General features: G+C 62.4%; 7 protein-coding genes. 3 read left to right on the top strand and 4 right to left on the bottom strand.

Annotation, left to right across the window (positions count from 1 at the left end; translation table 11 throughout):
• Nucleotides 1-1,056: hypothetical protein (locus tag KA184_07855; protein MBP8129482.1), on the bottom strand; the 1,056-nt coding region annotated here is incomplete at its 3' end.
• Between the two features lie 51 nt (nucleotides 1,057-1,107).
• Nucleotides 1,108-5,088, bottom strand: coding sequence for a proprotein convertase P-domain-containing protein (locus tag KA184_07850; protein ID MBP8129481.1), 3,981 nt, complete (start codon nucleotides 5,086-5,088; stop codon nucleotides 1,108-1,110).
• Nucleotides 5,089-5,432: 344 nt separating this feature from the next.
• Between KA184_07850 and KA184_07845 the strand changes: the two genes are divergently transcribed.
• Nucleotides 5,433-6,719: a hypothetical protein gene (locus KA184_07845; protein MBP8129480.1), complete on the top strand. Its 1,287-nt coding sequence runs from the start codon at nucleotides 5,433-5,435 to the stop codon at nucleotides 6,717-6,719.
• Here the strand turns inward: KA184_07845 and KA184_07840 are convergent.
• The gene (locus KA184_07840) at nucleotides 6,644-8,071 is read right to left on the bottom strand and encodes a B12-binding domain-containing radical SAM protein (GenBank protein MBP8129479.1); all 1,428 of its coding nucleotides are present in this window, start codon (nucleotides 8,069-8,071) and stop codon (nucleotides 6,644-6,646) included. The two genes, KA184_07845 and KA184_07840, sit on opposite strands and share 76 nt — an antisense overlap.
• 31 nt (nucleotides 8,072-8,102) lie before the next feature.
• Nucleotides 8,103-10,115, bottom strand: coding sequence for a methyltransferase domain-containing protein (locus tag KA184_07835; protein MBP8129478.1), 2,013 nt, complete (start codon nucleotides 10,113-10,115; stop codon nucleotides 8,103-8,105).
• Between the two features lie 190 nt (nucleotides 10,116-10,305).
• Between KA184_07835 and KA184_07830 the strand changes: the two genes are divergently transcribed.
• Together KA184_07830 and KA184_07825 are read left to right on the top strand one after the other, a co-directional pair.
• Nucleotides 10,306-11,853 (top strand): sigma-54-dependent Fis family transcriptional regulator, encoded by a 1,548-nt coding sequence (locus KA184_07830; GenBank protein ID MBP8129477.1) that lies wholly within the window; start codon nucleotides 10,306-10,308, stop codon nucleotides 11,851-11,853.
• Nucleotides 11,854-12,098: 245 nt separating this feature from the next.
• Nucleotides 12,099-12,430 (top strand): hypothetical protein (locus KA184_07825; GenBank protein ID MBP8129476.1); only part of this gene is annotated, 332 nt, incomplete at its 3' end.

Here is a 12,430-nt window from a genome sequence, read left to right as displayed (position 1 = left end):
GCCTTCACCCTCGCCTTCACCCTCGCCCTCGCCTTCACCCTCGCCTTCTCCTTCTCCTTCTCCTTCTCCTTCGCCTTCGCCTTCTCCCTCGCCCTCGCCTTCTCCTTCTCCTTCCCCTTCGCCCTCGCCTTCCCCCTCGCCTTCCCCTTCGCCTTCACCCTCGCCTTCACCCTCGCCGCCGCCGTACCAGTCCAAGTAGAACTGTTCGACCGCATTGCGCACCATCACCTTGTGTGCTTCGACGCTGGGATGTATCCCGTCTCCGGGAAGGGAAAAGGGGCCAATCTGGATCGTATCAAAGGCCGCGTCGGGCATGGGATAGTCACTGTTGCCGCCGGGATAGGGGCTGTAGTCCGGATATACGCCGGGATGGGGCGCGCCCGCGGGCGTATTGTGGTGATACTGAAGCAGGCCGAAATTCTGCACGTAATAGCAGCCGGGCGTACGTTGCGCGACAGCCAGCTTCTTGAGTCCCACTTCGATAAAAGCGGTGTTCACCTGGCCCTGTGTCATGCCGCCGAAATCGAAGGTCTGGCCCAATATCCAGTAAATCACCTGAACCGTGGCGCGGTTTAGGTAATCGTAATCGGAGATGACCACATGTTTGACCTGCGGGTGCATGAGGCAATAATTGACGATGACCTGTACGTTGTTCTGGATTTCCTGCCACCAGCTCTCGCGCAGGAGGGCGGGCCAGCCTGTAAATACGTTGGTGGTCTTGATCTTGCTGAGAACGTCATTGCCGCCGATGATCAGGTGAACCGTGTCAATGGTTGGGTACGCGTTCAGTTGCTGCGTGATTGCCGCGAGCCAATCGGGCGCGGTCCAGTCCTCAGCGGTGCTGCCACCGCGCGCGGTCAGGTCTCCGACGGACTCGACGTCGTTAATCCCGTATTCCTGCAGGACCTGGTCAATGGCGCGCCCCGCCCAGACAGTAACGGCCCAACTGTCGCCGACGATCAGGATGCGCGGCACGGCATGCGCCCCCGCGCCCAAGCCGATGAGACACAGTACGAGGCCTGCCCTACGCATCGTATCCGTATGCAACACTTTCACAAGCGCCATCCTGCTCGTTTTCGGCTATCAGGGCATTCCCCCGAGCCGCGTTCACAATAATCCGGGACAGAATCCGTCTTCGCCTTCGTCACAAGGATGATAGCCGCCAGAGTTGTAGAATTGAATCAGGCGCAACAACTCGGACAAGCTGATGGTCCAATCGGCACCCCCGCTGTAATCGCTCGAATGGGGCCGGCATGCGTGGCTTCCCGGACCTGGCTGAAAGCCATCCTCGGTGGCTGTTTCCGTCGCGGCGCAGGAATAGGCCAGGCTGTTGTAGAGCTGAATAACGCGCAACAGCTCCGACAAGTCAATCTGGAAGTTGCCGTCCTGGTCCGCTGAGTGGTTCGAGGGACCCGCGCCTTCTTCCCCCTCATATTCACCTTCACCTTCACCTTCTCCCTCTCCTTCTCCCTCTCCTTCTCCTGGAGTACCGCACGAATCGTTGAACGTCAGATGCCATCCATTCAGCGTACCCACGTTCCCGGCCTCGGCGTCGTAGATGAAGAGGGTCCACGTGCCCTGCGTATACGAGCCGTCAAACGTCGACAAGGGGCCAATGGGCACAAAGGCCCCGGTGTAAGGCGGGTCGGCGAAAAGGATCGACAAGGACGCTTCGTCATCGAAGGTCGTTCCGACAAAACCAGGTTGCGCACCGCCCAACTGCGACACGAGAAACACGGAAGCGCCCGACGGCGCCTTGAGCCAAATAACGAGGTCGCCCGCGGCCCCGTGCGTGATGTCCAGCGTGACGTTCACATCCGTGATGACGCCCGCATAAGGTACGGCAATGTGGGATTCGAGTTGGTCGAAGTCGACAAAGGCCTGCGGTGTTTCCTCACACGCGAATTCCAGGCAAGGCGGCGGCACCTCGCCTTCTCCTTCGCCTTCGCCTTCGCCTTCTCCTTCGCCTTCACCTTCGCCCTCCCCCTCGCCTTCCCCTTCGCCTTCCCCCTCGCCCTCCCCTTCGCCCTCCCCCTCACCTTCGCAAGGCGGGCAGCCGCCGCCGTCCGCGGCCGTCTGCGGATTCCGTACCGCCGCGACGAAGGCGTCGAAGTCACCCGCCGCCGCGTTGTACTCCCCGAGGTTGCATACGCCGTCGAGGTCCGCGTCGCCGTTTGAGGCCAGGTACTGCTCTGCCGCACGGTCAAAGACGTTCACATCCAGATACGGCAATTCGATCGGCGCGTCGTTCAAGGCGTCAGAGATGATCGCGATCGAAGCGGCTTCGCCGAGCGTCATGAGGCCCGCGATAGCATTGACCATTGCTTCGCGCGGAATGAGGTTGAACAGCAGCGGCTGTGCAGCTTCAACAGCGTCCGCATAGGCGTTTGCCTCAACCAGATTATATTCGTAGGGCAGCCGGACACAGCAATAATTCATATCGCCGGGGTCGGCCAGCACGGCGTCGACGAGCCGCGCGTGCACGGTGTCTACCAGGCCGTTTTCATCGAGGTCAGCGGTGACCGGGTCCTCGTCCAGCAGCGGATTCTCGTAGATGACCACCAACGCGGCCGCAAATCCCGCATCGACACCCTCCGCATAGACGCAATCCCGTTCGCAAAACGCAACGTTGCACCCATCAAACGGCGGCGGCTCTTCGCCCTCGCCTTCGCCTTCGTCTTCCCCCTCGCCCTCGCCTTCCCCCTCGCCTTCCCCTTCCCCTTCGCCCTCGCCACCAGGATAGAGGCACTGCCCCGGCGCAGGCACCATCGCCGAATCGGCCGCACCTAACACATAACAGCAACGGCTCCGGCCGCGGAAACACTGATACTCTTCAAGGTTGAGATACCCGTCGGCGTCCGGATCTCCCGCAGGACCGAATACTTCCGGCATCAGGGTGTAGTTCGTTACGTTTGGAACGGTCACGCCGAGGTCAATCTCGTCGTAATTGGCCGCGAGAGTCAGCGCGGTGACCGGGACCGCGATGGAACCCTCGTCCCCGATGAGCATGTACGCCGCCAGCACGTAATGGAGCGTCGGCGCCATGAGATTCAGGAGTCCGCCCGTGCCGCCGAGGTCCGCGAACATCTGCGCGCGGTTCTGCTCCCAGGCGGCGCAGACCTGCGCGGACGTAGGTCCTCCCGGCGCGCTCAAGTCGAGATTTCGTGTCAAGAAGTGATTGATCAGGGCGAATTCATCGCTGTCGAGAATGCCGTTCGGCAGCACGTGATTCTCCGCGTCGATGCCGCCGTTGATGTCCGCGACGCCGGGGTCGAAGCTGTAGCCGCCCAGCTGGTCGCGGAACATGGCCAACGCAGCGTCGACGGAAGCCATGTACGCGTCGAAATCGTGCGCGGCGCAAGGTCCGTCAGCGGGTTCGCACAGCCCGATGCAACGGTCCACTTCCGTGCCGCCGAGCGGGTGCTTGGCCGCATAGACATAGGCGGCGCGGTCGCCGTCCTGCGCAACGACTTGCCCGTATTCGACCTTGTTCGTAAGCGTGTCGCCATCAGGGTCGCCGCCGCCCGCGAGCATCTCGGCGCCCGTAACCGGCGGCTCCTTGTATGGGAAGTAATAGCCGGTCAGGTTGAAGTCGTCCTTGAACATCTCGCAGAACTTGCCGCTGGTCGTCATCAGCGCGGCGAGCACGTGCTTCACGGACGCGACAAGCGCGGCCTGCCCGTCCGCCTCGAGCCGCTGCAGGTTGCCGGTGTATTTCTTTCGCGCGCCCATGTAGAAAGGCGGAAACGCGGAATCGCACAGAACGTCGGCGGTCAGAGCCGCTTCCCAGCTGTCGGCCATGCCGTTTTCGTCGAGGTCGGCGGTAGCCCAGTCCTCGCCGAGAACCGTGTAGAGCTGGGCGCCTTCGGCGTCGATAGTCTCCAAGCACGGACAGGCGCCCGGCTCTTCTCCGTTGTTGTCTTCGAGCCCTTCACAGCCCCCGCCGTCCGCCGTAGCGCTTGCGTTAATCGCGTTCGCCGCAAACAGGAGGAACCCGGCATAATCGTGCGAGACCGCGTTGTACTCGGCGAGATTGCACACGCCATCATCATCGGCGTCGCCTTTCGCGCCGGTGTACGGCCGCGCGGCGGTGCTGAACAGGCTGAGGTCCACCTCGATGGGCGAACCACCGGTCAGCGTCGTGTTCGAGAAGACGGCCTTGATAAACGCGAGGTCAGCGGGATCGCCGATAGTTGCCACGCCGGTCAACGCCTTGACCACCTTGCTCTTGTCCACAATGTACCAATACAGGTCGGGCAACTTGTCAACATAATAGCTGACGACATTCTTGTTGTAGAGGTAGACCGCGGCCACATCCGCATAGTGGGGCCGGTCCACAAACGCGAGCACCTGGTCCACGAGGATTGCGTGCGCGTAATCGACGATATCGTTCTGGTCCAGGTCGGCGGTCCAGATGTCCTCGCACAGCAGGCAGCCTACCGCGGGGATTTCCAGTTCATACAGGTATTTCAGCGAGGCGGCGAAATCTGATTCGACGCCGCGCGCCGTCAGCGCGGCCCAGACGTACGTCGCGCGCGACCCGAATACTTCCATGACGGCGTCGTACTCCGCCTTGTTGTTCAAGCCGTCGACGTCCGGGTCGCCCTGGGCGGAGAAGGGCAACATGCCCGAAGCAAGATGTATGTATGGCGCATAGAAATCCTGCGCGAGATAGAGAGATTCCGTGATCGTGTCGCGCATGGGCCAGCTCAACAGGATCAGCGCCACAATGGCGTTCTCGTATCGGGAAAGGCCGAGTACTCCATAAGCCGGGTCCATGCGAAGGGTGGAGAGCATGGAGTCGAACCACCCGCGCACCTCGCTGTTCAGCGGATGCGACTCCCGGCAGAGCACCTCCGCCAGCACTGCTACCTCCCAACTGTCGGCCATCCCATTCTCGTCGATATCAGAGACGTCCCACGAACGCAACACCGCCGTATAGAGCGCCCGCCCCTCCGCGTCGAATGTGTCTATGGTGGGACACGCCGGAACCGCGGCGGCGGCACCTGCAACGAGTAAGGCGAGCGTCAAGAGACACACGTCCCGAGCGCCCCACACACGCACATGCACCAGACATGGGGTAGACATTACGCAAGCCCTGCCATATGCATTACAAAATGTGGGCAAATGATATACTATTTGCCCTTCGTCATTCCTTATTGTATTCTACGCTTGGCGCGCCGGACTGTCAAGAGGAATGTGCGCGAGACAACACATGGAAGGGAAAGGAAATGCGCCTCGGACAGGACAAAAAGGAACAAAGGGACCACGGGGATACGGGCGGGGACAGCCCCCGCGACCAGGGACTGGCGCAAGCGGGTCCGCCGCAGGGGGACGAGACCCGCCGGTTCCGAAACCGCCGTGAGTATCCAGCTCTTGCCGCTGTACTCTTGATGGCGCTAGGGCTTGTCGCGTGCCGAACAGGGGCTCCCGTGAACCGGGGCGCAGCGGACCAGGCGAGTACGTCGCAGTGGAATGTTCTGGACTTCGGGGCTGCGGGCGACGGCGAGTATGACAATACGGCAGCTTTCCAGGCGGCTCTGGACGCGGCGTCGGCAGCGCGGGGCGGTGTGGTGTTTGCGCCGACGGGGCGGTACAGCTTCAACGGGTCGCTTTCGGTGCCGAAGGACGTCACCCTGCGCGGCGTTTTTGCATGGGCGCCGTCGCACTCGGGCGTTCGCGACAAGAACGACGAACTGCCGGAGTTCGGCACGGTGTTCTTGCCGCGCGGGGGCGCGGGGAGCGAAGAGGGCCCGCCGTTCGTCCAACTCGACACGAACTCAGTGTTGCAGGGCGTGTGCATTTACTACCCGGACCAGGGTCTCGAGCCACCGCCCACGCCGTACCCCTACGCGGTCGCGATGCGCGGGAGTAACCCGGCGGTCATCGACGTCGAATTATTGAACCCGTACAACGGCGTCAAGGTGGGGCCGGGCGGGCGTCAGTACGTGCGTAACGTGTACGGTCAGCCGCTGCATATCGGCCTGTTTGTCGACGAATCGTACGATTGCTGCCGTCTGGAAAACGTGCACTGGAACCCATGGTGGACTTACGATTCGCCGATGTCGCGCTGGCAGCTGGACAACGGCACGGGCTTTGTTTTCGGGCGCAGCGACGGTCAATACGCGCTGAACACGTTCTGTTTCAACTACGACATCGGCTACAAGTTCGTGCGCACCGAAGCGGGTGTGACCTACGGCAATTTCAACGGCATGAACGCGGAGCGATGCCACGTGTGCGTGCATGTGGACGCGTGCGCGACCTGGGGCGTCTTGATCAACAATGGCGGCTATGCGCTGCTCGACCCGCCCCGGTCGCTGATGGTGCGTGTCGCCCCGGCGAACCGCGGCTCGGTGCGCTTCAACAATTGCGGGTTCTGGGGGCCAACGGACCGGTGCGCGATTATCGAGGGCGACCCCATCGGCATGGTCGCGTTCTCGAACTGCACGTTCGGCGAATGGCCGGAGAATCGCGAGTTGACACCGGAACAGCGCGCGCAGCGCGAACCCTGCATCGCCGCGTTGAGCGGCTCGGTCCTCGTGCGCGGCTGCGAGTTTCGCGACCACAAGCCGCAGTTCTATCTCGGCCCGGACCTGCGCGGCGCGGTCATCACGGACAACCTCACCCATTGGCCGCTTGTGGTTCAGTCCGACATGCGCAACGAGGCGGTCATCGAAGACAACCTTGCGCTCGTGCCGCTGGGCCCGGACGAGAGCTGACGCTTGAAATCCGTATAGGCCTCGCGGTCCAAGCGGATATTGCCCCGGTAAGAGAGATTGCCCGCGAGGCTGATGAGCGGGTTGCGTCCCTGGCATAGGCTCTTGAACACCCTGTGCGTGATATGCCGCATGGAGTAGAAGGTGCGGCTGCACGTCATCATTTCGCTGATGGCCTCGTCCCGCGTCAAGTGTCTGAACCGCACGACCGGATAGGTTAGGGTGTAATAGTTCCAGTCTTCGGGGAAGCGGTCGAGCGCGATCCGGCCTTCCGCCTGCATCTGTTTCCACAGGCGCGTGCCGGGCAAGGGAGTGAGAAAAAGCACGTTGAGACCATCGACGCCATAGGCGATAGCCAGTTCCGCGATGCGTTTGCCGATGCCAGGCTCATCGGTGTCGAAACCAAGAATGAAGGAACCCGCCACGAGGATTCTGTGCCTTTGAATGCGCCGGACGGAGTCCCGGTAATCGCGGCTCTCCAGCAGCTGGAATTTCCGGCCCACACTCAGGAGGTCCCCCGGAACCGTGGATTCAAACCCGACAAAGACGCCCACGCAACCCGCTTGATGGGCCAAGGCGAGCAGTTCGGCATCGTCGGCAAAATCGATGGTCACCTGGGCCATCCATTTTTTTCGCAGACCGGCATGAATCATCGCGCGGAAGAGTTCCTTCGCGCGAGTAACATGTTCCGGGCGCGTCCCGATGAGGTTGTCGTCCACCACGAGGACACGCTGCTCGGGAATCGACTGGAATTCACGCACCACGTCGGCAATGGGCCGCTGCCGGTAACGGGCGCCGTTGAACGACGTCACGCTGCAGAAGCCGCAATTCAGCGGACACCCCCGTGTGGTCTGAATCGCGCCCATGGCGTATCTGCGGGGCAACAGGTCGTGACGCGGAAACGGCGCGCCGCCCATATCGGCGAATCCGCCGGCATACAGGCGTTTCAAGTTGCCTTGGATAACGTCGTCGAGCACCTGCGGCCAGATGCCCTCGGCTTCTCCGGTGACAACCGCATCCACGTGCGCCAGCGCCTCGTCCGCGCACGTGGAGGCGTGAATCCCGCCCATGACGACGGGCACGCCTTTGCTCCGGAAGCAGGAAGCCACTTCGTAGGCGCGGTTGGCTTGGGAAGTGAAGGCGGTAACGCCCACAAGGTCCGGCGCGGGCATCGACGCGTAGTCCGCTGTGCCCAGGTTCTCGTCGATTATGGTGACTTCCCAATTGCGGGGAGTCAGGCCCGCGAGGGCCATGAGGCTCAGCGGCTGCCACACGCGATAGCGGTTCCAGGGGCTCTCCTTGAGTCGCACGATACTGACCACTGGGTTGGAAGGATTGACAAGATAGAGTCGCATGGTGTGTATTCCCTTCTCGGTCCATTTGTGTTTACATCTGGCGGGCGATGCAGGAAATGTATTCATGAACCACCGGGTATCCCGTTGCCCCGGCGTGCCGCGCGCGGAGGGTGTCGAGAAATCGTTGCTCGAGGGCCTTGCGTCGCGCGGGATCGACGGCGTCGTAGAAAGCGGTGCCGGCTCCGGACTTCAGCAGGTGCTCCAGCACCTTTTCCGGGGTGCCGTAACGGAAGGTAATCTGGCCGTCCCAGAGCCGTTCCGGCGTCAGTCCCGCTTCCAGCAGTGCATTCCGCAGGTGGTCCCTGTCCCGCGGAAAATCGAAGGCTACGCGTTTCTCCAGGACCGATGGGTCATCGGCCACGATGTCCCAGAAGATGTCGAGCGGTTCCTTCGGCGAGTTTTCCTTGTGCACGACGAACGCGAGCCGGCCTCCGGGCGCCAGCGCGCCGCGCGCCCGCCCGAAGAATGGGGCCAAGGGGATATAGCCCAGGACCCAGCTCGAGAAGATGGTGTCGAACTGGCCGGCCGCGGAGAGCAGTTCGAGCGCGTCGCCCGCAACAAACCGCACATTCGTCAGGCCCGCCGAACGGGCGTGTGCACGGGCTTCCGCAAGCATGCCCTTCGAGAGGTCCGCCGCAACGATTTCGCCGTGCGCCCCCAGCCGCTCCGCCAGCATCACGGTGGCGAAGCCGGTGCCGCATCCCGCCTCGAATACGCGCTGGCGGCCCCGCAGCGGCAGCCGGTCCACGATTTCACGGACCGGTTTACCCGCCTCGACGACCCAGAACGCATCGTAGGATCCATGGATACGGTCGTAGGCGGTCTTCAACTCCTCGGCGCCCACGTCACCTTGCGCCGCGCCGCGCACCTGGAAGAACCGCGGCGTGGCATGACGTTTGGGCAGGTGTTGCCGGCACACCGCATCGGAAGCCTCCGGACTCAGGGGGAGACGGTCGCCACCGCAATGACGCGCAAGCGTCTTGCCCGCGCAGCAGGTCCGCGGCTTGCGGAAATGCTCGCCCATGCGGTCTAGAATCTGCGGCAGCGGTTCACGGGTGATATTGCCGAAGGACAACGGCACGAGATTGCAGGGACACACCTCGCCGCTGCCGTCGATGTAGAGATGCGTCAAGCCAGCGCCGCAGCCGAACGCATCGGGTGACTCGATGTAGGTGAAACTGGACAGGATGGGCAGGTCGTCGCGCTCGGCCGCTTCGTGCTGGTAGGCCAGAATCTGTTGCCGTTCCTTAGGAGAGAGCAAGACATCCGTGCGGCCCGTGAGTTTCCCAATTGCGCCCGGCTCGAGCAGGTGCACCTCCACAGCGCCGCACGCCGCGGCAAACCGCATGAATGTCTCGAACCGCTCGCGTTTCAGAAACTGGCGCGTGGCCACGGCGATAATGTACGGATACAACCCGGCCTCTGCGGCCGTCTTCAGCGCATCGACGGCCGTTGTGTGGGCGCCTTCGCGGCCCCGAAGCCGGTCGTGCTCGGCAGGAATCGTGGAATCCAGGCTCACCCCCACGGAGAACAGGCCGTTCTTACGCAGCGATTCCGCGCGCTGCGGCGTCAGGCCGGAACCTGTGGTGTTCAGATTCAAGAACGACTTCTCGCTGAACGCATGCGCGATTTCTTCCAGGTCCGCGCGCAACAGCGGCTCGCCGCCGGTCAGCGTCACGTTAACGACGTTCAATTCGCACAGTTGGCGCACCACTTCCCGAAGCACGGTCAGCGGCACATCCCGGCAAACCCGCCCCGCGTTGTAGCAGTGCCAGCAGTTGTATGGGCACCGGTTCGTCACCGCGAGCGTCACCGAGAACAGACTTCGCGCGGAAACGTCGCCGATGACGTTGAACTGCGCCGCCATGTTGTCGAACGCGGGACTGGGATAGGGCGGGAAATTCGTGTTTACCATGTATTTGCCGCGAAAGGTCACCACTTTTTCATGGTCGAGATAGCCTTTAAGGAACGCCGCCACTTTCGGGTGCAATCTGGAGAACGGTGATTCGTGCAGCACTTGCGCGAGAAATGTCTGGCCTTTCATGGGCTTTGTCTCCTTGTATTGATTCCAGGAAGACCAAAGCAATCGCCGCGCCAGACAGACGTAATACCGTAAGATCTTATATTGCAGCGATTTACAACTTAACCGTTCTTCGTGCTCAGAATGGCGCTTGCATTCATCTGTTCATATGATGTATAAGCTATATACATTTTTTGTATGAAATGAACACATAATGGCGCTGTTTCGGGATACGGAAAGACCATGCGTGGAGGCCTTGGCCGGGTTGAGCTACTGCAATCCGTTCCTGCCTGAGCGCATCGCGCAGGAACGGGCCGTCCTTGGCGATGCGTTCGTCGAAACGGACGGGACATGGCACAAACACGCCGAGGAAGTGGAAGAGCGGCCGAATCTCAGGCTGCTGACCGAGCGCGCACATACGCTGGCGGACACTGCGCGCGAGCGTCTCGTGGCGGGCGAACGGCTGTGTGATGCCGAGCAGGTCTTGTACCAGGACACGGTGTTCTATTACCTTTTCAACAAGTACACGCAGCCGTTCTTTGAGCTGGTCATCGATACGGAGCAAGGCAAAGCCACGGACACCGCCGTGGCGGGCCTTTACAGCCAGTTTTGCAGGGACACGGCACATTACCTTGGGGTTGCGGGCGTCGCGTCCGCGCTGGGGGAAACCGAACACGTATTCGCGTGCTTCTTCCAATTGCGGCGGGCCTGGCACACCATCTACGACAACATCATTGGCGGCTCGATGGTGTCCGCGCGGCTGCGCGCGGCCGTATGGCAATCCATCTTCACGTGTGACATGCGCCGGTACCGGCGCGCGCTGTACCAGCGCATGGGCGACATCGCCACGCTGATCACGGGGCCGTCGGGCACCGGCAAGGAACTCGTGGCGCGCGCCATCGCGCTGTCGCGGTACATCCCGTTCGACGCGAAGCGCAAGCGCTTCGCCACGCATGCCGCCCGTTGCTTCTATCCGATCAACCTGTCGGCGCTCTCGCCCACGCTGATCGAGTCGGAAATGTTTGGCCACAGGAAAGGCGCGTTCACGGGCGCCCTCGCGGACCGGGAGGGTTTCTTTGAGGTGTGCCCCGAGGACAGCGCGGTCTTCCTGGACGAGATTGGCGACCTGGACCCGGCAATCCAGGTGAAGCTGCTGCGCGTGTTGCAGACGCGCGTGTTCCAGCGGATCGGCGACCTGACGGACCGGCGCTTCAAAGGCAAAGTGATCGCGGCGACCAACCGCAGCCCGGCCGCGGAAATGCAGGCAGGGCGGTTCCGGCAGGACCTGTATTACCGGCTCTGCTCGGACATCATCGTGACGCCGCCGCTCAAGGAGCAGATAGCCGGATCCCCCGAGCAATTGCGCAACCTGCTCCTGTTCCTCGCGCGCCGCGTGGCGGGTCTGGAAGAGGCGGATTCCCTCGCGGACGAAGTGGAACGTTGGATCCACGCCCATCTCGGCCCGGACTACCCATGGCCGGGCAACGTGCGCGAACTGGAACAGTGCGTGCGTAATTTCGTTATCCGAAGGAGCTACGAACCGGCGCGCGTGTGCCCGTCTTCCCCTGCTCCACGCGAGGCGTTCCTGGATGCCGTGAGGGAGGGCACACTCACGGCGGACCAGTTGATGGGGCGTTATTGCGCGCTCGTGTACGCCCAAACGGGAAGCTATGTGGAAACCGCGCGCCGGCTCGGGCTGGACCGGCGCACGGTGAAGGAACGGAGTGACCGGGACTTCCTCGCGCGCTTGCGCGGAACGTGAGCGCAGCCTCGCGAGACGCAGACAGCGCGGCATTTCACGCCCGAGCCCAATGCCAAAACCTTTCGGCGGCACGCGCGGTCTAAGTCCGTGCCCCGTGCCTGTGAAATGCCGCGGGCGTATTGACGCCCGGCGCATGGCTCCGGTAGTGTAGAGGGTCCGCGCTTCGCGCGCGCCGCAGGATCTGAGTGTGCGGCGGGGTATTCACAGACGTGAAATGAAAATCGAACACAGGAGGAATGACGGTCATGAAGCGTGTAACGAGGTTGACGGCGATAGTGGTTCTGGCGGCCATGCTGTGCGGCGCGTCCGCGTACGGGCAGTGCTGCGGCGCGTGCCCGAACGCCAAGATGAAGGCGCTCGTGGGCAAGGCGCTCGTGCTGGACTTGGCGGACAAGCTTGGGCTGGCCGGCGAGGAGATGACGATCCTGCTCGATGAATTCAGCAAGTATCAGAAGGAACTGGCCTCGCTGCAGAGTCAGCGCGCCGAGACGAAGGACAAGCTCACCGCTGCCGTCGACAGCGGCGCCGCGGAAAGTGAAATCAGCGCGCTGCTGGACAAGCTCCAGGGGCTGGATGA

It is taken from the genome of Candidatus Hydrogenedentota bacterium (assembly GCA_018005585.1).
Taxonomy (GTDB): domain Bacteria; phylum Hydrogenedentota; class Hydrogenedentia; order Hydrogenedentales; family JAGMZX01; genus JAGMZX01.
Note: the sequence above shows the minus strand (reverse complement) of the source record. Positions and strands in the feature narration are given on the sequence as shown.

Bases quoted from the DNA above. Each gene is read 5' to 3' on its own strand.
- KA184_07840 (MBP8129479.1), bottom strand. From the start codon at position 8,071: ATGCGACTCTATCTTGTCAATCCTTCCAACCCAGTGGTCAGTATCGTG.
- KA184_07850 (MBP8129481.1), bottom strand. From the start codon at position 5,088: ATGTCTACCCCATGTCTGGTGCATGTGCGTGTGTGGGGCGCTCGGGAC.
- KA184_07835 (MBP8129478.1), bottom strand. From the start codon at position 10,115: ATGAAAGGCCAGACATTTCTCGCGCAAGTGCTGCACGAATCACCGTTC.
- KA184_07830 (MBP8129477.1), top strand. From the start codon at position 10,306: ATGGCGCTGTTTCGGGATACGGAAAGACCATGCGTGGAGGCCTTGGCC.